The 20816-nt window shown below is 61.2% G+C and carries 21 protein-coding genes; 4 read left to right on the top strand and 17 right to left on the bottom strand.

All coding sequences use genetic code 11. The features are described from left to right. Window positions 1–154: 154 nt before the first annotated feature. The 12 genes from ACW9JE_RS18105 to ACW9JE_RS18050 all read right to left on the bottom strand — a co-directional run bounded on the left by ACW9JE_RS18105 (window position 155) and on the right by ACW9JE_RS18050 (window position 11614). Window positions 155–748, bottom strand: coding sequence for a nucleotidyltransferase family protein (locus tag ACW9JE_RS18105; RefSeq protein ID WP_457433506.1), 594 nt, complete (start codon window positions 746–748; stop codon window positions 155–157). Then, complete coding sequence (locus ACW9JE_RS18100; RefSeq protein ID WP_457433505.1) at window positions 745–1728, bottom strand: XdhC family protein; 984 nt, start codon at window positions 1726–1728, stop codon at window positions 745–747. The genes ACW9JE_RS18105 and ACW9JE_RS18100 overlap by 4 nt, the downstream gene beginning before the upstream one ends. Continuing rightward, window positions 1728–4049: a molybdopterin cofactor-binding domain-containing protein gene (locus tag ACW9JE_RS18095; RefSeq protein ID WP_457433504.1), complete on the bottom strand. Its 2322-nt coding sequence runs from the start codon at window positions 4047–4049 to the stop codon at window positions 1728–1730. Before ACW9JE_RS18095 ends, ACW9JE_RS18100 begins: the two co-directional genes overlap by 1 nt. Further along, entirely contained in the window at window positions 4046–4516 is a 471-nt protein-coding gene (locus tag ACW9JE_RS18090; protein ID WP_175376109.1) for a (2Fe-2S)-binding protein, read from the bottom strand. Before ACW9JE_RS18090 ends, ACW9JE_RS18095 begins: the two co-directional genes overlap by 4 nt. A 243-nt stretch (window positions 4517–4759) precedes the next feature. Further along, on the bottom strand, window positions 4760–5779 hold the full coding sequence (murB, locus tag ACW9JE_RS18085) for a UDP-N-acetylmuramate dehydrogenase (RefSeq protein ID WP_457433503.1): 1020 nt from the start codon (window positions 5777–5779) through the stop codon (window positions 4760–4762). Next, window positions 5776–6240 (bottom strand): low molecular weight protein-tyrosine-phosphatase, encoded by a 465-nt coding sequence (locus ACW9JE_RS18080; protein WP_457433502.1) that lies wholly within the window; start codon window positions 6238–6240, stop codon window positions 5776–5778. Before ACW9JE_RS18080 ends, murB begins: the two co-directional genes overlap by 4 nt. Then, window positions 6240–7004, bottom strand: coding sequence for a 3-deoxy-manno-octulosonate cytidylyltransferase (kdsB, locus tag ACW9JE_RS18075; protein ID WP_175376112.1), 765 nt, complete (start codon window positions 7002–7004; stop codon window positions 6240–6242). Before kdsB ends, ACW9JE_RS18080 begins: the two co-directional genes overlap by 1 nt. Then, complete coding sequence (locus ACW9JE_RS18070; protein WP_007945752.1) at window positions 7001–7186, bottom strand: Trm112 family protein; 186 nt, start codon at window positions 7184–7186, stop codon at window positions 7001–7003. The genes kdsB and ACW9JE_RS18070 overlap by 4 nt, the downstream gene beginning before the upstream one ends. 24 nt (window positions 7187–7210) lie before the next feature. Further along, window positions 7211–8221, bottom strand: coding sequence for a tetraacyldisaccharide 4'-kinase (gene lpxK / locus ACW9JE_RS18065; protein ID WP_457433507.1), 1011 nt, complete (start codon window positions 8219–8221; stop codon window positions 7211–7213). Continuing rightward, window positions 8221–8649 (bottom strand): ExbD/TolR family protein, encoded by a 429-nt coding sequence (locus tag ACW9JE_RS18060; protein ID WP_224537117.1) that lies wholly within the window; start codon window positions 8647–8649, stop codon window positions 8221–8223. Before ACW9JE_RS18060 ends, lpxK begins: the two co-directional genes overlap by 1 nt. Next, entirely contained in the window at window positions 8646–9281 is a 636-nt protein-coding gene (locus ACW9JE_RS18055) for a MotA/TolQ/ExbB proton channel family protein (protein ID WP_224537115.1), read from the bottom strand. The genes ACW9JE_RS18060 and ACW9JE_RS18055 overlap by 4 nt, the downstream gene beginning before the upstream one ends. A gap of 101 nt (window positions 9282–9382) precedes the next feature. Further along, window positions 9383–11614: a DNA internalization-related competence protein ComEC/Rec2 gene (locus ACW9JE_RS18050; protein ID WP_457433501.1), complete on the bottom strand. Its 2232-nt coding sequence runs from the start codon at window positions 11612–11614 to the stop codon at window positions 9383–9385. 136 nt (window positions 11615–11750) lie between these two features. On the opposite strand from ACW9JE_RS18050, the gene ACW9JE_RS18045 reads away from it, so the two are divergent. Then, entirely contained in the window at window positions 11751–12272 is a 522-nt protein-coding gene (locus ACW9JE_RS18045) for a DUF2062 domain-containing protein (RefSeq protein WP_224537111.1), read from the top strand. Between the two features lie 94 nt (window positions 12273–12366). Here the strand turns inward: ACW9JE_RS18045 and ACW9JE_RS18040 are convergent, their stop codons facing one another. The 4 genes from ACW9JE_RS18040 to ACW9JE_RS18025 all read right to left on the bottom strand — a co-directional run bounded on the left by ACW9JE_RS18040 (window position 12367) and on the right by ACW9JE_RS18025 (window position 15535). Then, a complete protein-coding gene (locus ACW9JE_RS18040; RefSeq protein WP_224537110.1) occupies window positions 12367–13146 on the bottom strand; it encodes an ABC transporter permease in 780 nt (259 codons plus the stop codon). Further along, the gene (locus ACW9JE_RS18035) at window positions 13143–14075 is read right to left on the bottom strand and encodes an ABC transporter ATP-binding protein (protein ID WP_224537108.1); all 933 of its coding nucleotides are present in this window, start codon (window positions 14073–14075) and stop codon (window positions 13143–13145) included. Before ACW9JE_RS18035 ends, ACW9JE_RS18040 begins: the two co-directional genes overlap by 4 nt. A gap of 133 nt (window positions 14076–14208) precedes the next feature. Further along, the gene (locus ACW9JE_RS18030) at window positions 14209–14832 is read right to left on the bottom strand and encodes a glutathione S-transferase family protein (RefSeq protein ID WP_224537106.1); all 624 of its coding nucleotides are present in this window, start codon (window positions 14830–14832) and stop codon (window positions 14209–14211) included. A gap of 43 nt (window positions 14833–14875) precedes the next feature. After that, window positions 14876–15535, bottom strand: coding sequence for a transglutaminase-like domain-containing protein (locus ACW9JE_RS18025; RefSeq protein WP_457433500.1), 660 nt, complete (start codon window positions 15533–15535; stop codon window positions 14876–14878). A gap of 248 nt (window positions 15536–15783) precedes the next feature. Here ACW9JE_RS18025 and ACW9JE_RS18020 point away from each other — a divergent pair, with 248 nt between their 5' ends. After that, the gene (locus tag ACW9JE_RS18020; protein ID WP_457433499.1) at window positions 15784–18231 is read left to right on the top strand and encodes an acyl-CoA dehydrogenase; all 2448 of its coding nucleotides are present in this window, start codon (window positions 15784–15786) and stop codon (window positions 18229–18231) included. Window positions 18232–18314: 83 nt separating this feature from the next. Next, window positions 18315–18722: a PA2817 family protein gene (locus ACW9JE_RS18015; RefSeq protein ID WP_457433498.1), complete on the top strand. Its 408-nt coding sequence runs from the start codon at window positions 18315–18317 to the stop codon at window positions 18720–18722. Window positions 18723–18862: 140 nt separating this feature from the next. Here the strand turns inward: ACW9JE_RS18015 and ACW9JE_RS18010 are convergent, their stop codons facing one another. Beyond that, window positions 18863–19849: a LysR family transcriptional regulator gene (locus ACW9JE_RS18010; RefSeq protein ID WP_224537099.1), complete on the bottom strand. Its 987-nt coding sequence runs from the start codon at window positions 19847–19849 to the stop codon at window positions 18863–18865. Window positions 19850–19940: 91 nt separating this feature from the next. On the opposite strand from ACW9JE_RS18010, the gene ACW9JE_RS18005 reads away from it, so the two are divergent. Next, window positions 19941–20567 (top strand): alanyl-tRNA editing protein, encoded by a 627-nt coding sequence (locus tag ACW9JE_RS18005; RefSeq protein WP_224537097.1) that lies wholly within the window; start codon window positions 19941–19943, stop codon window positions 20565–20567. Window positions 20568–20816: the final 249 nt, after the last annotated feature.

Below are 20816 nucleotides of genomic sequence, written 5' to 3'. Positions count from 1 at the left end.
GGTTTTGTGTTGTTCACGGAAATGGCGAACGACACAAATCCTGTGGGAGCGTGGCTTGCCCGCGATGGAGGTCAACGATAACGCGGGAAGCCTGATACCCCGCGGCGACCTCACGTTCATCGCGAGTGAACTCGCTCCTACAGTTAAACGCGATCTAGCTGTTGAACACTAAGGCCTCAGGCACATCCACATCCCATAACACCCCAGGATCGTCCACCGCCACCTCGACCACCTTGGCCGACGCAAACAACGGCTTGGCCCCACGATCTCCCGACAACCCCATCAATCCCGGCCCGAAGGTACTCCCGAACCCCACAGGATGCCCATAATCGCCATCGTTCACCGGAACACTGATCCCGTCGTCGGCAATCCCCGCCAATACCTGCTGCACCGTCGACGGAAGGATAAAGGGCATGTCTCCCAGCACGATCAACCAGCCGTCCAACTGCGAGCAGGCCGTAACCCCGGCCGCGATGCTGTCGCCCATGCCGGTGGATTCGATGAGTACGATCTCGAAACCATAGGCCTGGGCCATGCGGATCACCTGCGGGCGATCTTCGGTGGTGACCAGCACGCGCCTGGTCAGCTCAGCCGGCAAACTCACCAGCACCTGCTCAATCACCGAACGAACCGCGCCGTCACGCCCTGTGCAGTCCGCCAGCAGCTTGTCCCTGTCGGCACCCGCCACTTGCCTGAACCGACTGCCCTGCCCCGCCGCCAACACGATGACGCCGACAGACTCACTCATACGCTCTCCTGCAACGGCTTTTTCTGTTTGAGCTCGACGCCATTCTTGATAGCTACGATCTCGGCCATCAGCGACAAGGCGATTTCCGCCGGATTATGACTGCCGATGTGCAGACCGATCGGCCCGTGCAGCCGCGCGATAGCCTGCGGCGACAACCCCAGTTGCAGCAGATTGTCCCGGCGCTTCTGACTGTTGACCCGCGAACCCAGCGCGCCGACATAAAACGCCTTGGAATCAAGCGCCGTCAGCAGGGCCATGTCATCCAGGCGTGGATCATGGGTCAGAGCGACAATGGCGGTGCGTTCGTCGGTCTGAATATTCACTACCGCCTCGTCGGGCATACCCGAGACAAACCGACCGTGCTGTTCTTCCCAGCCATAGACGAACTCGGTGCGTGGATCGCAGATCAGCACTTCGAAATCCAGCAATCGGGCCATTTCGGCGACGTAGCGGGACAATTGTCCCGCGCCGATCAGCAACAACCGCCAACGCGGGCCGTAAATGGCCCGCAATCTCTTTTCATCGAATGTCAGCACGTCCGACTTGCTGGCCGGCTGCAACACTACCTCACCGGTCGCGATATCCAGCGAACGCGCGACGATCTGGTGGTCTTCACAGCGCGCCAGCAATTCGGCGACCCAGGCAGGGTCGCCGACGCGTTCTTCGGTCAGGCGCAAGGTGCCGCCACAAGGCAACCCGAAGCGGGCGGCCTCCTCGCGGGTCACGCCGTAAGTGATCAATTGCACCGGCGGCCCGTCTGCGGGGATACGACCGTCATGCAACCTCGCAATCAGGTCATCCTCGACACAACCGCCGGACACCGAGCCGATCACCACACCATCTTCGCGCAAAGCCAGCATGGCGCCAGGTGCCCGGGGCGCGGTGCCCCAGGTCTGGACCACGCTGTACAACACCACCCGCTGTCCGGCGCGGCGCCACTCCAGCACGCTGCGCAGGACATTCAGATCGGCACTGTCCATCAGGCGCTGGCCTTGTTCCAGCCGGAAAGCTGGAAACGAACCGGCAGATCGCGAATGCGCTTGCCGGTGGCGGCGAAGATCGCATTACACAGCGCAGGCGCGATCGGCGGTACGCCCGGTTCGCCGACACCGCCCAATGGCACCTCGCCCGGTGGCGTGACCAGATGCACAGCGACTTCCTTCGGCGCCAGATTCATGCGCGCCACTTCGTACATATGGAAGTTGTCCTGCTGGACCTTGCCGTCCTTGAAGCTGATCTCGCCCAGGACCGCGTTGCCGAGGCCCATGACACATGCGCCTTCGAACTGCGCGCGAATCCGCTCGGGATTGATCTGCGGGCCGCAATCGACGGCGATATCGGCCTTGTGCACGATCAGGGTGCCGTCGTCCTTGACTTCGACTTCGATCACCGCCGCCACATAGGTGACGAAGCTGTAATGCACCGCCAGGCCCAAACCGCGCCCCTTCGGCAGCTCACGCCCCCAGCCGGCAGCCTTGGCCGCGGTTTCAAGCACCGTGCGCAAGCGACCGGTATCGATCGGATAACGCTCCGGGGATTCGCCGTAGTTCCACTCATCGCTCAAGGTGGTCGGATCGATCTTGCGGTCCGGGCCAAGCAGCTTGATCTGATACTTGAGCGGGTCTTCCTTGGCCTTGTGCGCCAACTCGTCGATGAAGCTCTGGACCGCAAAACCGTGGGGGATGTTCGACACCGAGCGGTACCAGCCCACGCGGGTATGAACCGTTGCCTCGGGGTTTTCCAGACGAATATTCGGGATGGCGTAGGCCATGTTGGTAAAGCCCATGCCCAACTCGAACGCCGCTTCGTGATTCATGTTCGGCGCAAACAATGCGGTGATGCTCGGCGCCACGGTGCGGTGCAGCCAGCCGGACGGCAGGCCATCCTTGTTCAGGCTGGCTTCGAGACGCTCCACCGATACGGTGTGGAAATACGAGCAATGGATGTCGTCTTCACGGCTCCACTGCACCCGCACCGCTTTGCCGGGAAACTCCTTGGCCAGGATTGCCGCTTCGATGATGAAATCCGGCTTGGACTTTCGACCGAAACCGCCACCGAGCAAGGTGACGTTGAAGGTCACGTTGTCGAATGGCAGGCCCAGGCGTTCGCCTATCCGCTCGCGAGTGACCTGAGGCGCCTGGCTCGGCCCCCAGGCTTCGCAGACACCGTCCTTGTAACGGGCAATGCCGACCATCGGCTCCATCGGCGACTGCGACAGGTGCGGCAGGTAATAGGACGCTTCCAGCTTGCTGTCGGCGCTTTTCATGGCTTCTTCGATGTTGCCGGTATTGCGCACCACTTTGCCGGGTTTCTGCGAAGAGGCTTCCAGTTCCTTGCGATAGGCAATCGAGTCGTAGCTGGCGTTGGCCCCGTCATCCCACTCGATTTTCAGCGCTTCACGGCCCTTGAGCGCAGCCCAGGTGTTGTTCGCCACCACGGCAATGCCGCCCAGCGGTTGAAACTCCGAGGGCAGCGGTTTGCTCTCGATCTGGATGACCTTGACCACGCCCGGGACCTTCATCGCCGCCGAACCGTCGAAGCTTTTCACCTTGCCGCCGTACACCGCCGGCCGGGCAATGACGGCGAACAGCATGCCGTCGAAATGCACATCGGCGCCGTAGACTGCACGGCCATTGACGATATCGTCACCGTCGATGGCCTTGGTGCCCTCCTTGCCGATGTAGCGGAACTCCGAGGGCTGCTTGAGTTTCAGGCTGTCCCGCGCAGGCACAGCCAAGGCGCTGGCAGCGGTGGCCAGTGCGCCGTACTCCAGCTCGCGACCGGAAGGTTTGTGGATGACCTTGTGCAGTTGCGCGTGACATTCGCCCACCGGCACTTTCCACTGATCGGCGGCGGCCTGCTCCAACATGGACCGCGCGGCGGCACCGCAACGACGCATCGGTTCGAACCAGTGGCGCATGCTGCGCGAACCGTCGGTATCCTGGTTGCCGTAGCGGGCTTCGTCGCCCGGTGCCTGGCGCACCTTGACACGTGACCAGTCGGCTTCCAGTTCATCGGCCACGACCATGGTCAGGCTGGTGCGCACACCCTGGCCCATTTCCGAACGGTTGCAAACCACCGTCACCGTGCCATCAGTGGCGATGCTGACGTACACCTTGGGATCATCGACCCAGCCGTTGGGCATGCCATCGGCGCCGAATTTCTTCTCTTTGTCCTCGGCAAAAACGTCCTGCCAGCCCCAGCTCGCAGCGACCACCAGGGCACCCGTGGCCCCCACGCCCTTAAGGAAACCACGCCGGCTAAGGTTGCTCAGGGCGAAATCATTCGGTAACCGGCTCATGCCTTGGCCTCCTTCAGGTGGGTGGATGCCTGGCGGATGGCAGTCTTGATGCGGTTGTAGGTACCGCAACGGCAGATGTTGCCGACCATCGCCTCTTCGATCTGTTCGTCGCTGGGGTTCGGATTGGTCTTGAGCAGCGCGGTGGCGGACATGATTTGCCCGCCCTGGCAGTAACCGCACTGGGCCACGGCCGTATCGAGCCAAGCTTGCTGCACGACCTTGCCTACCGGGTCTGCATGGAGGTTATCGATGGTGCTGACGTTCTGGCCGACCACCGAGCCAATCGGTGTGATGCAGCTACGCGCCGGAGCGCCTTCGATATGGATGGTGCAGGCACCGCACAGCCCCATGCCGCAGCCGAATTTAGTGCCGTTGTAACCGGCCACGTCGCGGATCGCCCACAACAGGGGCATGTCCTCGGTGACATCGAGTTGATGGTCTTGACCATTGAGCTTCAGGGTAATCATGGGCACGCCCGCATAGAATGGGTTTATGGGGTCGAGCAATCTGCCGCCGGCGTTCGGCGGTTGGCATCACGCAGATCGACTCAGGCTAATGGGGCTCTCTTATGCCGACGGGAGCGTCTGCACCGGGCCTTTTGTGAAACAAAGCATTGCATCGTTAGCTCGCTAAGTTAACCCAGCATTAACAAAAAAGCCCTGCACTTATCATCAGTGCAGGGCTTTGAGTTGAACCTTCAAAGCGTAGCTTCAATAGCGATTCGGCTCCATTTCCAGATCGACCTGGAAACGTTCTGAAATGTCTTTCTGGATTCGCTGCGCCAGGTCGAGCAATTGCAGCCCGGTCGCGCCGCCGTAATTGACCAGCACCAGCGCCTGCAATTTGTGCACACCGGCATCGGCTTCTCGGAAACCTTTCCAGCCGGCCCGCTCGATCAGCCAACCGGCGGCCAGTTTCACCTGCCCGTCAGGTTGCACGTAGGCCACCAGATCCGGGTATTGGCCCTTGAGCGTTGCCGCCAGCTGCGCAGACACCAGGGGGTTCTTGAAGAAGCTGCCGGCATTGCCCAGTACAGCCGGGTCCGGGAGTTTCTCGCTGCGAATGCTGCAAATGGCTTGGCTGACATCGCTGGCGGTGGGATGCTCGATGCCTTGTTCAGTCAGGCGCTGTCGCACCGGACCGTACTCCAGGTGCAAGTGCGCCTTGCGATCGAGATTGAAACGTACTCGCAGAATCAACCAGCGCCCCGGCTCCTGCTTGAACAGGCTGTCACGGTAGGTAAAGTTGCATTCTTCCAGGCTGAACTCGCGCAATTCGCCGCTCTGCCGATCGAGAGCAGTGAGGCCGGCGAATACATCCTTGATCTCGACCCCATAGGCGCCGATGTTCTGCATCGGTGCCGCGCCGACAGTGCCGGGGATCAGACTCAGGTTCTCAAGGCCGGACAGGCCTTGCATCAGCGTGTGTTGCACGAACGGATGCCACGGCTCGCCCGCCTCCGCCTCGATCACCACTTTGCTGCCGTCGTCGCTCAGCACACGAATCCCGCGGCTGGCCATGCGCAGCACCAGCGCCTGGATATCGGCGGTCAGCAGCAAGTTGCTGCCGCCGCCAATCACCAGCAACGGCACGTCATGGGATTGTGCGTAAGTCAGGGCTTCGCGCACATCGGCATCGCTGTGGGCTTCGGCGAACAGGCGGGCCTCAACGTCCACGCCGAAGCTGTTGTACGGCTTGAGCGACACCTGTGAACGCACCTGCAAACTCATAACCTTCCCTTCAGTTCAATCACCAGCAAATCGGTGGCGCGTTCGATCAGGTCCAGCACCTGCTCGAAACCCTGGTCGCCGTCGTAATACGGGTCCGGCACTTCATCGAGCTCGGACTGATAACGACGCAGGAACAGGTCCAGTTCGGCCTTGCCCTTGGCCGGTTGCAGGGCCTTGAGGTTGCGCAGGTTGCTGTTGTCCATCGCCAGGATCAGATCGTAGGTGGCGAAATCGGCGCGAGTGACTTGCTGGGCACGTTGCGCCGACAGGTCGTAACCGCGAAGCTTCGCCGCGGCCTGACTGCGCTTGTCCGGCGCCTTGCCGACGTGCCAGTCACCGGTACCGGCGGAGGCGACTTCGACCTGATCGGCCAGCCCGGCCTCACGCAGTTTGTGCCGCAGCACGCCTTCGGCGGTGGGAGAGCGGCAGATGTTGCCCAAGCAGACAAACAGAACCCGCATCACGCCTCCAGCAGGCGACGAACGCGCTCGAGGTCATCGAAGGTATCGACACCGGCCGGTGGCGCGATCAGCGCATCGGCGACGTGAATCCGGACGCCGTGCCACAGGGCCCGCAACTGTTCCAGGCATTCGGTGTTTTCCAGCCAGCACGGACCCCAGCTGACGAAGTCATGCAGGAAACCGGCGCGATAGGCGTAAATACCGATGTGGCGGCGATACGGCACGCCTTCGGGCAAGTGCTCGCGGCTCTGCACAAAGGCATCCCGTGCCCAGGGCAGCGTGGCACGGCTGAAGGTCAGGGCCAGGCCGTTGAGGTCGCTGACGACCTTGACCACATTGGGATTGAACAGGCTTTCAACGTCTTCGATCGGCTCACCCAGGGTGGCCATGCGCGCTTCGGTGTGGGCGGCCAGGTTGGCGGCGACCTGATCGATCACGCTCGGCGGGATCATCGGCTCGTCACCCTGGACATTGACCACGATGGCGTCCGGGGCCAGGCCCAGTTTCGTCGCGACTTCAGCCAGGCGATCGGTACCGGAGTTGTGATCTTCGCGGGTCAGCACCACTTCGGCGCCAAACCCCTGGCAGGCTTCGACGATGCGCGCATCATCGGTGGCCACCACCACGCGCTGGGCGCTGCTTTTTTTCGCCTGTTCCCAGACGTGCTGGATCATCGGCTTGCCGGCAATCGGCAGCAGCGGTTTACCGGGCAGACGGGTGGAAGCGAAACGCGATGGAATGACGACGGTAAAGGCTGTGGTCATTTATCCAGGCGCTCATCGGTGGTCAGGGTGCGGGCTTCGGTTTCGAGCATGACCGGAATGCCGTCGCGAATCGGGTAGGCAAGACCTGCGCCCTTGCTGATCAGCTCGGTCTTGTCGGCGCTGAGTTTGAGCGGGCCTTTGCAGACCGGGCAAGCGAGGATATCGAGCAGTTTGGTGTCCATGAGCATTCCCTGGATAAAAACGGATTAAGGCAACAGACGAGCCGGCAACAGGCGCATCAGCTGAGTATCGAACCAGGCCACGAAAGCCGGCGACGGCACAGCATCGACCGCCAGGTACCACCAATCGGCGGCGGCGAAGGCACGGCACTTCACCGCGTCCTTTTCGGTCATCACCAACGGCAATGACGGGGTGAAATTCAAGGCCTGCACGCTGTATTCGGCGTGGTCGGCAAAGGCATGTGGAACAGGCTGCCAGTGTAGCGTTTCAAGGGTATTGAAGAAACGCTGCGGATTGCCGATGCCGGCCACCGCATGCAGCGCCTGGCCCGGGGCAAAGTGATCAAGAGGATGGCGTTCACCGCTGCGCAGATTGATCAATGCACGGGGTTGCAAGTGGAAGGCAAAACCGCCATCGCGATCGGCCGTGGCGCCGTTGTAGAGCACCGCGTCGACGCTTTGCAGGCGTTCGACCGGCTCGCGCAAAGGGCCGGCAGGCAGGCAACGCTTGTTGCCCAGGCCGCGGGCGGCGTCGATCAGCACCAGTTCCAGATCGCGAGCCAGGCGGTAGTGCTGCATGCCGTCATCGGAAAGGATCAGGTCCAGCGGTTCGCTCGCGAGTAATGCCTTGACTGCGCTGCTGCGATCCGGATCGATCATCAGCGGCACGCCGGTGCGCTGGACAATCAACAGTGGCTCGTCACCCGCCACGTCTGCGGTCTGATCAGCCTCGACCCGCCACGGCAATTGCGGCGGCTTGGCGCCATAGCCACGGCTGACCACGCCAACCCGCAAACCGCTGCGCTGACAATGCTCGATCATCCAGAGAATCAGCGGCGTCTTGCCGGTACCGCCGACCGTAATGTTGCCGACCACGATCAACGGCACGGGCGGCTGATAGATGTCACCCTCGCCCGCCAGGAAGCGTTTGCGCTTGTTGTTGACCACGCGCCGGTACAGCCACTCCAGCGGCTGCAACAGCTTGAGGGCCGGATGCCCCTGGTACCACGCGGCGAGCAGACGATCGGACATGGCCATCATGGCGCGGTAGGCGCCGCCTCGACTGTGGTCATGCGCAAGTGGCTGAAGCCCAGCTTGCCGGCGGCGTCCATGGCAGTGATCACCGACTGGTGCTGGGATTTGCCGTCGGCGCTGATGGACAGCGGCCGATTGGTGTCGCCATTGGATTCTTTCTGCAACGCTTCCATCAGGCTGGCCAGGTCGCTTTTCGGCAGGATCTGGTTGTTCACCGAGAACACGCCATCGGCGCTGATGGCGATATCCAGCTGTTTGGACTGATCATCCGCTGGCGAACCGCTGACCGCTTCGGGCAAGTCCACGCGCAATTGGGTTTCGCGGGTGAAGGTCGTGGTCACCACGAAAAACAGCAGCAGGATAAACACCACGTCGATCAGCGACGCGAGGTTGATGTCCACGTTCTCCCGCTGCTTGCGACGGAATTTCACGCTTTGACTCCCGCCAGGTCCACATCACGGTCGCCCTGGACGACTTCGACCAGCTTGATCGCTTCCTGCTCCATGCCCACCACCAACTCATCGATGCGGCGTTGCAGGAAACGGTGGAAGAACACCGACGGAATACCGACCATCAGGCCCGCGGCCGTGGTGATCAGCGCCTTGGAGATACCGCCGGCCAGCACCGCGGCGTTGGTGGTCATGCCGGTGCCCATGAACGCACTGAAAATATCGATCATGCCCAGCACCGTACCCAGCAGGCCCAGCAATGGTGCCATGGCCGCGATGGTGCCGAGGGCGTTGATGTAGCGCTCCAGATCGTGAATGACCCGGGCAGCGGCCTCTTCGATGCACTCTTTCATGATCTCGCGACCATGTTTGGAGTTGGCCAGGCCTGCGGCGAGGATCTCGCCCAGCGGCGAGTTGGCGCGCAATTCCTTGAGTTTTTCCTTATTGAGCTGTTTGTCCTTGATCCATACCCAGACCTGCCCGAGCAGGTGCTCCGGGGTCACGCGGCTGGATCGCAGAGTCCAGAGGCGCTCGGCGACGATGGCCATGGCCGCGATGGAACTCAGGATGATCGGCAGCATCATCCAGCCGCCGGATTTGACCAATTCCCACACAGTGACAGTCCCCTCGAAAAAGTGCGCCACTCTAACATAGGGGGTCGGCGCACCGAAGACCGTGATGTCGCATCCGGTCGGTCTTTAATAGCTGGCGGTTATTAATGTTTCGGCGGTGGATCGCGCCAGAAACGCCGTTCCAGACGCATCGTCCCCGGTGGTTCGAAGAGACCCAGTTGCAGATGAATGGCGCCCTGCTCCGCGCTGTCGTAGATGGCCATGGCGCGTTGTCGATAACGTGCCAGCACCGTTGGATGAGGATGGCCGAAGGAATTGCCCCTGCTACGGGAGATCAGCACGGCCCTGGGTTGCAGGGTGCTGAGCAAGGCCGTGGTGGAGGAACTGCGACTGCCATGGTGTGGCGACTGCAGCCAGTCGGTCTTCACCGCCAGCGGGCCGTCGAGCAGCGCGCGCTCGGCGCTGGCGTCGATATCCCCGGTCAGCAGCAAGCGTTCGCCGCCGGCATCGATCTGCAGAACGCAGGACTTTGGATTACTTTCCTGGGCATCGGCCCAACGCCAAAGTTCGAAGCTCACGCCATCCCAAGTCCATTGCCGGCCGCTCTCGCATTCTCCTGCTTGCAACTCGGCGGGCAGCTCTTCGGGTTCGCCGCCGATGACCTGTTGCACCGTTATTGCCCTGGTCACTGCCTGTGCCCCGCCGGAATGATCGACATGGGCGTGGCTGATCAACATCAGGTCGAGGGCTTCTACCCCCAATTTACGCAAGGCCGGCACCACGACACGCTCGCCCAGATCGCTATCGCCGAAACGCGGCCCCGCGTCATACAACAGCGCGTGATTTCGGGTCCGAACCAGAATGGCCAGGCCCTGGCCGACATCCAGTTGCCAGATCTCGGCCACGCCTTCCGGCAGCGTGGGTCGAGGCGGAAAAACCAGCAACAGCAACAACGGCCAACCCAGCGGCCGCATCGGCACACCGCGCGGTAATAGAAGCAGCAGCGCACCGAATGCGCCCAGGGCCCATGACCACCAGGGCATTGCCACCGGTATCCAGGCGGGAATTTTCCCGGCCATTATCCCCAGGCCTTTGAAAAGCCAGTCGATCAGCCCTCCGGCCAGCCACAGCAACCCCTCCCCCACATAAGGAACGGGCAGCAACAGGGTTCCAAGCAAGGCCGGTGGCAGCACCAGCATGCTGATCCAGGGCACCGCCAGCAGATTGACCAAAGGCCCACTGAGGCTGATCGGCAAGCCGAGTATCAGCAGTAACGGACCGAGGCCGATTGCGATCAGCCATTGGGCACGGGTCCAGGTTTGCCACCAGCGCCACGGCCCCAGGCGACCGCTGAAGGTAAAGATCAGTACCGACACCGCGCCGAAGGACAACCAGAATCCCGGTTGCAGGCTGGCCAGCGGTTCCATCAGCAACACGCCATTGAGCGCCAGCAGCAGCGGCCACCAGGCGCCAAGGTGGCGAAAGCGCAAGCGCCACAACAGAACAAGGCCGAGCATCAGGCAGGCGCGGCGCACCGGAACCTCGAAACCTGCCAGCAGCCCGTAACCGAGCCCCGCCGCGAAGGCCAAGCCGCAGGCCCAGGGCAGCCACGGCAATCGGGCCGGCCACTGACCGTAACGGGCAAGCCCGGCGACCAGCAGGTACACCAGCCCCGCCAGCAGCCCGATGTGCTGTCCGGAAATCACCAACAAGTGCACGGTGCCGGTGTCCTGCAACACCTGCCAGTCCTCGCGACTGAGCCCCGCGCCGTCCCCGAGCACCAGCGCCACCAGAACGCCGGTTCGACCTTGCGCGTCGACTTGCAACAACTTCTGGCGAATGCCGTCTCGCCAGGCCCATCGCGCCTCGCTCAGGCGCTCGCCATCCTTGACCGTGCCGGTCGCGCCGATGCGTTGCGCCAGCAACCAGGCGTCGTAATCGAAGGCATGGGGGTTGAGCAGTCCGCCGGGCCGTTTCAGCTTTACCGCCAGTCGCCAGCGTTCGCTGCTGTTGACCGTTGGTCCGCCGTACCAGGCCAGACGCATGAGCTTCGGCACGCTGCCGTGTCGCGATCTGGCATCGGCCAATTCGAAACGCACTACGGCCTCGCCATGCTGAGGCAAGCCCACGACCCGCCCTTCGATCCAGCGCGTCTCGCCATCCAGGCTCGCTGGCAAGCGGTCATCCAGTGCCCACTGCGCCTGGGCGCCGGCCCAGCTCAAGCCGAAGAGAAAAAATGCCACGGGGTACGTCCGGAACGGCAGCAACATCAAACCCAAGACCGGCAACAACAACCACAACCCGACCGGCGGCAATGCCGGTAAAAAACGCAAGGCCAGAAGACCCAGCGCCAACGCCACCATCCCTGTGCGCATACGCCTGTCCTAGAGAGTCCCGACCCTAGGCATAGCTGTCCATCCGCACGACCGTCGTTATCAATTGTCACAAAGTCTGAATAGGCGAGTCATGGAATCCAGACATACTTGCCGCCTTAACCGACCGAGAAGCCTTATGCCCCGGCGCTTGTTCAAACGTTACATGCCAGACCCGATAAGCATCAGGGAACACAAGTCCTTACGCTTTCTCGGCACGTTGCTGCATGACCCCAACCTCTGGCACCTCAACCGCCACTCCGTTGCCCGGGCGATGGCGGTCGGTCTGTTTGCGGCGTTCCTGCCGATCCCGTTGCAGATGCTGGTCGCCGCCACCCTCGCCGTAATCGTGCGCGGCAACATGCCGATTGCCGTCAGCCTGGTCTGGCTGACCAACCCGATCACCATGCCCATCGTGTTCTTTTGCACCTATCAAACCGGCGCCTGGCTGATGGGCGTACCCGCCCGCCATTTGCCCGACGAGTTGACCTGGGAATGGATCAGCGGCGAACTCTCGACCCTGTGGCAGCCGTTCCTGCTGGGCTCGGTGGTGACGGGGCTGGTGCTTGGCGCGCTGGCCTATTGCCTGGTGATGATGTACTGGCGCTGGTGGGTGGCGCGGCAGTGGAAACGGCGCAAGCAGCGCCGGATGCAGCAATGAAAACGGCCTCCACTTGGGAGGCCGTTTTTTTTGGGGCTGGCGGCCAGCCCTGTAGGAGCGAGGCTTGCCCGCGAAGAAGGCGATGCGATATTGCTTAGGTCCGCATCCCCCGCCCACTCACCAGCAACCGCGCACAACCGAAATACAGAATGACCGTTGCCACCAACATGAAGGTGATCGCAATGCTGATGCGAATGTCCGACACCCCGAGGATGCCGTAACGGAACGCATTGACCATGTGCAACACCGGGTTGGCCAGGGACACGGTCTGCCAGAACGGCGGCAGCAGCGTGATCGAGTAAAACACCCCGCCCAGGTACGTCAGCGGCGTCAGCACGAAGGTCGGGATGATCGAGATGTCATCGAAATTGCGTGCAAACACGGCGTTGATGAACCCCAGCAACGAGAAGATCGTCGCCGTCAGCACCACCACTAGAATGGTCACGCCCAGGTGGTGGACCTGCAGATGGGTGAAAAACAGCGACAGCAGGGTCACGATGATGCCCACCATCAACCCGCGCAGCACGCCGCCCAGGGTGTAGCCGATCAGGATGGTGTGCGGCGAAACCGGCGACACCATCAGTTCTTCAATGGAGCGCTGGAACTTGCTGCCGAAGAAACTCGACACCACGTTGCCATAGGAGTTGGTGATCACCGACATCATGATCAGCCCCGGCACGATGTACTCCATATAGGTGAAGCCACCCATGTCGCCGATCTGCCGGCCAATCAGGTTACCGAAGATCACGAAATACAGAACCATGGTGATCGCCGGCGGCAGCAGGGTCTGTGGCCAGATCCGGGTGAAGCGCCGGACCTCACGGTAAACGATGGTGTTCAGGGCAACGAGGTTGGGGCCCAGCTCGGAACTCATAACGCCACCTTCGACAGATTTTTCTCCACCAGGGACACGAACAACTCCTCGAGGCGATTGGTTTTGTTACGCAGGCTCAGCACTTCGATGTTCTGTTGTGCCAGCTGAGTGAATAGCGCGGTGATGCCCATGCTTTTATCGACCTGGACTTCCAGGGTGTGGCCATCGAGCAACCGCGACGGGTAGCCGATCAGTTGCGGCGGCGTGCCCAGACCATTCTTCAGATCCAGCAGGAAGGTCTCGACATGCAATTGGCCGAGCAGCTGCTTCATGCTGGTGTTTTCGACGATGACGCCGTGGTCGATGATGCCGATGTTGCGGCACAACTGTTCAGCCTCTTCCAGGTAATGGGTGGTGAGGATTATGGTAATGCCGCGCTTGTTCAGCTCGGTCAGGAAGGTCCACATCGAGCGACGCAGTTCGATGTCCACCCCCGCCGTCGGCTCGTCGAGAATCAACAGGCGTGGTTCGTGAACCAGGGCGCGGGCAATCATCAGTCGACGCTTCATGCCGCCGGACAGCGAGCGCGACGGCACATCGCGCTTGTCCCACAGGCCGAGCTGAGTCAGGTACTGCTCGGCGCGTTCCTTGGCGACTTTCGCCGGAATGCCGTAGTAACCGGCCTGGGTCACGACGATGTCGAAGGTCTTTTCGAACTGGTTGAAGTTGAATTCCTGAGGCACCACGCCGATGGAGCGCTTGAGCTGCGCAGGATTCTTGTCCAGATCATGACCGAAGATATTCACCGTGCCGCTGGTCTTGTTCACCAGGGTCGAGAGAATGCCGATGGTCGTGGATTTGCCCGCGCCGTTAGGGCCGAGCAAGGCGAAGAAGTCACCTTCGGAGACGTCCAGATCGATACCACTCAAGGCCTGGAAACCGTTGCCGTAGGTTTTGGTTAGCTGCCGGATGGACAGAGCGGAACTCATATCGGATTTACACACCAGGAAGTGAAAAAAGAAAAAAGTGTGAGCGGGCGGCGGACCATGCAACCGCAGCGCAATAGCACAATGGTGCTTGTCGCCGCCACACAAGTACAGTCAAGTGTGTCGATAGTGAGTATTAAGTCAACGCGGTCATGACTGCCTTGTGATACGCCGGTCGCTGTTTCAAGCGTGCGTACCAGGCCTCAAGATGAGGCTGCGGTGCACGTTCGATCGGCATCTCGAACCAGGCATAAATGAAGCTGCCCAGAGGAATGTCGCCCATGCCGATCTCGTCGCCCGACAGCCAGGGTTTCTCGGCCAGCGCCTGATCTGCCATCGCCAACAAAGCGTCGCACTCTTTGATCGCAGCCTTGATGGCAGGCCAATCCTGTTGATCGGCGGGGGTGCGCAAAACACCCCAGAACACGGTGCGGAACGGGCCGGCGAAACTGGAGGTGGTCCAGTCCATCCACTTGTCAGCAATGGCCCGTGCTTGCACATCGGTGGGGTACCACGGGGTATACGCTGCGTGTTTTGCCATCAGATAACGAACGATGGCGTTGGATTCCCACAACACGAAACCTTCGTCTTCGATGACCGGGACGCGGCCATTAGGGTTCATGGCGCGGTACTCGGGTGTGTCGACGACACCAAAGGCTCCGCCCGCATCGATGGCTTCATACGCCAGACCGAGTTCTTCGGCGGCCCATAAAGGTTTCCTTACATTCGACGAATTTTTCCGACCCCAGATCTTCAGCATGACCGCCTCTCGATTGATGAATGCGCAGGCAGCATACGCCGGATCAGGCGCGACTCAAATCGCTCTGCATGTCACCGAGCAACGGTTGCAAATGCTCACCGAACAGGTGCGGATAGCACTGGCGCAGATGTTCGAAGAAGAAAGCTTCGGGGACGTCGGTGAACTGGCCGTGATCGACCAGGTACTCCATCAGCTTCTCGCCGTCGCGATTGAAGGGGTGAAAAACACTGTCATTAATACCGTCGAACTCCAGCGGCGCGACGTTGAACAGCTCGCACAATCCCTCATTGAACGCCGGCGTGGCCTTGACCCAGCGACCGTTCAAATAGAGCTCGGTGTAGCCGTGCATGGCGAACACATCGCTCTTGAGCAACTCGAGCAGGCGCGGCGTCGACAGATGGTTGCGCACATCCGCCAGGCCGATCCGCGCCGGTATCGCGCAATGTCGCGCACAAGCGGCCAGCAGCGTGGCCTTGGGCACGCAATAACTCTCTCCGGTGGCCAGGGCATGACTGCCGCGCAGGGCCTGCGGATCGAGGCTGAACGAATAAGGGTTGTAGCGCACCGCCTCGCGCACGGCGTAATAGAGACTGATGGCCTGCTCGATGGGATCGCGACTGGCGCCACGATGTTTTTCGGCGAACTCCACCACCGAAGGATGGTCACTATCGGTGAAGCGGCCGGGACTCAGGTACTCGTGCATGCGGGCTATCTCCTTGACGAGTCCCGAGTCTAGCGAGAGGTTCAGCACAGAGATAACGACGTTTCGGCCAAATGTGGACGCTTTGGCGCCCGCTCAATGAACGATCTTTCACGGTCCGACGCTCCTCGGGCCTACACAATCATCGTAGGTTTCCTACGAATTCAGTCACCTCGCTCTGCCCACCCCGTTTCGCGGATGCCGTCTAAGCTCTTGGGGTTGGTTTGCCCTGGTTTCACGGAGGATTAAATATGCTGCTGTTGTGGATATTGGTTCTGGTTGTCGGGATAGCTTATTTAGCCCACCGTCGTATCGCCCCGCTGCCTGCCTTGGGCATGGTGGCTGTCTACCTGCTGGCCATGGGCGCTCTCAGCCGCGCGCCGGGTTGGTTGTTGTTGATTTTCTGGGTCCTGCTCGCTGCGGTGGCAGCCCCTCTGTTGCTGCCCGATCTGCGACGCAAATTCTTCAGCGCGCCGATGTTCAACTGGTTCCAGAAAACCCTGCCGCCCATGTCGCAAACCGAACGCGACGCCATCGAAGCCGGCACCGTGTGGTGGGACGGCGAACTGTTCAGCGGGCGTCCGGACTGGAACAAGTTGCTGTCCTATCCCGTGGCACAACTGAACGAGGAAGAACGGGCCTTTATCGATGGCCCGACCGAAGAACTCTGTGCCATGGTCAGCGACTGGGAGCTCGGGCAAACCATGGACCTGCCAGAGCAGGCCTGGACCTTCATCAAGGACAACGGCTTCTTCGCCCTGATCATTCCCAAGGAGTTTGGCGGCAAGGGCTTTTCCGCCTACGCCCACTCGCAGGTGGCAATGAAACTAGCAAGCCACAGCGGCGACCTCGCCTCCACCGTGATGGTCCCCAATTCCCTGGGTCCTGCCGAACTGTTGCTGCACTACGGCACTGACGAACAACGCAACCACTACCTGCCACGCCTGGCCCGGGGTGATGAGATTCCATGCTTCGCGCTGACCGGGCCACTCGCCGGCTCCGACGCCGGCGGCATGCCCGACACCGGCATCATCTGCAAAGGAATATGGGAAGGCCAGGAGACCCTCGGCCTGCGCCTGAACTGGGAAAAGCGCTATATCACTCTCGGCCCGGTGGCCACCCTGCTCGGTCTGGCGTTCAAGGCCTATGACCCGGACCATTTGCTGGGTGACAAGGAAGATCTGGGCATCAGTCTGGCCCTGGTGCCAACCGACACCCCCGGCGTAAACATCGGTCGTCGCCATCTGCCACTGGGGGCCGCGTTCATGAACGGCCCGAACTCCGGCAAGGACGTGTTTCTGCCGCTGGACTTCCTGATCGGCGGCCAGGATATGCTCGGCAAGGGCTGGATGATGCTGATGAATTGCCTGTCGGTCGGGCGCTCGATTTCCCTGCCGGCGGTGGGCACCGGCATGGCCAAGTTCACCAGCCTGGTGACCGGGCAATACGCGCAAATTCGTGAGCAGTTCAATGTGCCGATCGCGGCGTTCGAAGGCATTCAGGAGTCCATGGCGCGCATTGGCGGCAACGCCTGGATGATGGACGCCGCGCGAATGCTGACCGCCAACGCGGTGGACCTGGGCGAAAAACCTTCGGTATTGTCGGCCATTCTCAAGTACCACCTGACCGAACGCGGCCGCGAGTGCATCAGCCACGCGATGGATGTGCACGGCGGCAAGGCGATCATCGAGGGGCCGAACAATTACCTGGCCCGCAAATGGTGCGGTGCGCCGATTTTCATCACGGTCGAAGGTGCGAACATTCTCTCGCGCAACCTGATGATCTTCGGCCAGGGTGCGATTCGCTGTCATCCTTTCGTGCTCAAGGAAATGGCTCTGGCCGGTCGCGAGGACAAGGATCAGGCACTCACCGAGTTCGATGGCCTGCTGCTCAAGCACATCGGTTTTGCCGTGGGCAACGCCGCCAGCACCCTGGTGCTGAACCTCGGTTTCGGTCATCTGGAACACCTGCCGGGCGATCGGCTCAGTCAGGGTTACTTCCGCGCCCTCAACCGTCAGGCCGCGGCATTCGCGCTACTGGCCGACCTCAGCATGATGCTGCTGGGCGGCGAGCTTAAACGTCGCGAACGCCTATCGGCCCGACTGGGTGATGTGCTGAGCAACATGTATCTGGCCAGCGCCGCGATCAAGCGCTACAACGACCTCGACACGCCGGAGCACATGGAGCCGCTGTTCATCTGGGCCATGGAAGAAAGCCTTGGTCAGGCCGAGCGCGCGATGGATGAACTGCTGAACAATTTCCCGAACAGGGTGATGGCGTGCCTGCTGCGGGTGATCGTGTTCCCGTTCGGTCGTCGCCACAAAGGGCCGTCGGACAAACTCGGCGCGGCGGTCGCGGCGGTGATCGGACGCGCCAAGGGCGATCCGGCCCTCGAAGAACTGCTTCAGGGTTGCTACCGCCCGCAATCGAACGACGATGCGGTCGGCGCCTTGCAACATGCCTGCGACCTGTCGAACGAAGCGCAGCCGTTGCAGAAGAAACTGCATGTGGCGCTCAAGAGCGGCCAAGTCAGGCCGGTCGCCGGTGAACATGTCATCGATACCGCGCTGGAAGCCGGCGTGTTGCAGCCGGTGGAGGCGCAAACCCTGCGGGAGGCGGAAGCGGCGCGGCGCAAGGTGATCGACGTCGATGACTTCGACAAACAGGAACTGACACTGGCTCAAGGTCGGATCCGCTGATCCAGCCGAGCCGGTACGGCGTATAAAAATGGGCGCGGGGGCTTTATACTCCCGCGCCCGTTTTGCTCTTGAGGACTTATCTCGTGTCCAACATCGTTGCCGATCATCTCGTTTTGCTCGACCACCTGCGCAGCATCCTGGTCGCCGTGGGTGAGGCCGACCAGGTTCCCGAAGAAAGCCATGGCTTGTTCCTGGAGCGCTTCGACGAACTGCGTGCCCTGCTGCCGGTCGACCCGATCGAAAGCCAGTACCTGGGCCAGGACATCCTGTGCCAGATCATCACTCGCTACCCGCAAATCGCCCACCTGGTCCCGCGCGACCTGCTGTGGTACTTCGCCGGCGACTGCCTGCACTACATGCCCGATGATGAAATCGACCTGTACCAGGCTCTGGAAGAACGTCGCTTCGAAGCCGAACAGAACGACGAACCTTTCGACTGGAATCAGGAAAAGCAGCTGCTGGCGCTGTCGAATCAGGACAGCAAGCACTGATCCGGATCCGGTAAAGCAAAGGCCCGCATGGTTGTTCATGCGGGCCTTTTTTTGGCTGAAAAACGCCTTCGCGGGCAAGCCTCGCTCCTACAGGGTTTTACGTGATCTGTAGAAGCGAGGCTTGCCCGCGTAGAGGCCCGTCAAAACATCCCGTCACTCTCTGGCAGCTCATACTCCGCTGCCCCACCCGATTTCCCCGGCTTGCTCAACGTCGGCTCCTTCTCCAAGCACTCCACCAGATAATCGATGAACACCCGCAATTTCGGCGGCAGGTAGCGCGTCGGCGAATGCAGCAACCATGCACCGCCGTGATACGACGCAAGGAAAGTCCAGTCCGGCAGCACCTGCACCATCAACCCCTGCTCCAACGCATGCCGTGCGGTGAAGTACGGCAGGCTGCCAATCCCGATGTGCTGCAGCACCGCCCCCAGTCGAACCCCGGTGTGATTGGCGGCATAACGCCCGCGCACGCCCACCGTCACCACCTTGGTGCCCTTCTTGAATTTCCAGCGCGCATCGCTCGGGGTTTCGCCCAGGTAGATGCAACTGTGATTGAGCAGGTCATGGGGATGAGTTGGCGTCCCGTGCTCTGCCAGATACTGCGGTGTGGCGCAGAGCATATGGTCTATGGTCAGCAGTTGCCGCCCCACCAACCCCGCAGGCGGGCGGTCGGTGATGCGAATCGCGAGGTCGACATTGTCATCGATCAAGTCCACCTGACGATCCTCGAGCAGCAACTCCACATCCACTTTGGGGTAACGACGCAGAAACTCCGGCATGTGCGGGTGAATCACGAAGCGCCCGACGGCCTTGGGCACGCTGATCCGCACCAACCCTTCCGCCTCCTCACTGAACTGACCACTGATTTCCATCACCGAGCGGGCAGCGCTGACCATCTCCTGACAGCGCTTGAACACTTCCTCGCCGCCGTCGCTCAAGCGCAATTTGCGCGTGGTCCTTTGCAGCAGACGAATGGCCAAGGCTTTCTCCAGTCGCGAAATACTGCGACTGACTGCCGAGGGTGAAGAACCCATTTGGCGGGCCGCTTCGGAGAAGCTGCCGGTCTCGACAACCTTGACGAATATCGCCATTTCACCGAGCAGCGGCAGCGGTAGATTTATGCTCACGACGCAACAGTCCTTTGATGTTTGACCGGATTATCACGCACCAACACGCTTCATATAATAAAAATCAGAAACATTTTTGTGAGTTTGCAACATGACGCTTCGCCTCTTTTTCCACAGTGACGACCTCAAGGCCAACGTGGAAATCCTGGAATGCACGTCCCACGAGCAAGAGTTCGCCGTGGTGTTGCGCGCCACGCTGTTCCACCCTCAGGGCGGCGGACAACCCTTTGACACCGGCTGGATTGGCGAAAGCCGGGTACTGCGGGTGATGCAGGATCCCGAGCGGATCGTCCATTACGTCGACCGTCCGGTGAACCTCGGCATGACGCAGATCCGCGTCGACGCGCAACGTCGCCAATCCAACACACGCCTGCATTCGGCCGGCCACTTGATCGGTCACTTCATCCAGGCTCTGGGCTGGATGCCGGTCAAGGCGCATCACTGGCCGGGCGAGTCACGGGTGCAATTCAAACCAAGCGACTCTGCACAAGATGTAGATGCACAGACATTGCAGAATGGCCTTGCACAGTGGGTCGACCAGGATCTGCCACGCCTGACGTCTCTGCGCGAAGGCGCCCGGGAAATCGGTTTTGGTGAACTGCCCGCCTATGGTTGCGGCGGCACCCATGTTCGTAGCCTGAAGGATTTGGGCACGGTCACGATCGACTCCCTTTCGCACAAGAAAGGGATCCTGTCGGTCCACTATCACGTGGACTGAGCTACAGAACCGAGCTAAAGAACCGAGCGGCAGGACGATGCCGCTGCCGGCATCGCTTGACGCTGGACACCTGCATTTTTTACCTGGCAACCACGCCAAAAGGCCCGCCCAGTCAGACTGGCGGGCCTTTTTTCGGATCGCATAAATCGCGGACGAACAAAAACGCCGCTCAATGAGCGGCGTTTTTGTTTAATTTGGAGCGGGAAACGAGACTCGAACTCGCGACCCCGACCTTGGCAAGGTCGTGCT

The sequence above is a fragment of the Pseudomonas sp. SDO55104_S430 genome, assembly GCF_054070595.1.
This window is presented reverse-complemented; position numbering and strand designations above follow the sequence as displayed.

Coding starts and splice junctions, on each gene's coding strand:
- ACW9JE_RS18105 (WP_457433506.1), bottom strand. CDS start 748: ATGAGTGAGTCTGTCGGCGTCATCGTGTTGGCGGCGGGGCAGGGCAGT.
- ACW9JE_RS18100 (WP_457433505.1), bottom strand. CDS start 1,728: ATGGACAGTGCCGATCTGAATGTCCTGCGCAGCGTGCTGGAGTGGCGC.
- ACW9JE_RS18095 (WP_457433504.1), bottom strand. CDS start 4,049: ATGAGCCGGTTACCGAATGATTTCGCCCTGAGCAACCTTAGCCGGCGT.
- ACW9JE_RS18090 (WP_175376109.1), bottom strand. CDS start 4,516: ATGATTACCCTGAAGCTCAATGGTCAAGACCATCAACTCGATGTCACC.
- murB (WP_457433503.1), bottom strand. CDS start 5,779: ATGAGTTTGCAGGTGCGTTCACAGGTGTCGCTCAAGCCGTACAACAGC.
- ACW9JE_RS18080 (WP_457433502.1), bottom strand. CDS start 6,240: ATGCGGGTTCTGTTTGTCTGCTTGGGCAACATCTGCCGCTCTCCCACC.
- kdsB (WP_175376112.1), bottom strand. CDS start 7,004: ATGACCACAGCCTTTACCGTCGTCATTCCATCGCGTTTCGCTTCCACC.
- ACW9JE_RS18070 (WP_007945752.1), bottom strand. CDS start 7,186: ATGGACACCAAACTGCTCGATATCCTCGCTTGCCCGGTCTGCAAAGGC.
- lpxK (WP_457433507.1), bottom strand. CDS start 8,221: ATGGCCATGTCCGATCGTCTGCTCGCCGCGTGGTACCAGGGGCATCCG.
- ACW9JE_RS18050 (WP_457433501.1), bottom strand. CDS start 11,614: ATGCGCACAGGGATGGTGGCGTTGGCGCTGGGTCTTCTGGCCTTGCGT.
- ACW9JE_RS18045 (WP_224537111.1), top strand. CDS start 11,751: ATGCCCCGGCGCTTGTTCAAACGTTACATGCCAGACCCGATAAGCATC.
- ACW9JE_RS18040 (WP_224537110.1), bottom strand. CDS start 13,146: ATGAGTTCCGAGCTGGGCCCCAACCTCGTTGCCCTGAACACCATCGTT.
- ACW9JE_RS18035 (WP_224537108.1), bottom strand. CDS start 14,075: ATGAGTTCCGCTCTGTCCATCCGGCAGCTAACCAAAACCTACGGCAAC.
- ACW9JE_RS18030 (WP_224537106.1), bottom strand. CDS start 14,832: ATGCTGAAGATCTGGGGTCGGAAAAATTCGTCGAATGTAAGGAAACCT.
- ACW9JE_RS18025 (WP_457433500.1), bottom strand. CDS start 15,535: ATGCACGAGTACCTGAGTCCCGGCCGCTTCACCGATAGTGACCATCCT.
- ACW9JE_RS18020 (WP_457433499.1), top strand. CDS start 15,784: ATGCTGCTGTTGTGGATATTGGTTCTGGTTGTCGGGATAGCTTATTTA.
- ACW9JE_RS18005 (WP_224537097.1), top strand. CDS start 19,941: ATGACGCTTCGCCTCTTTTTCCACAGTGACGACCTCAAGGCCAACGTG.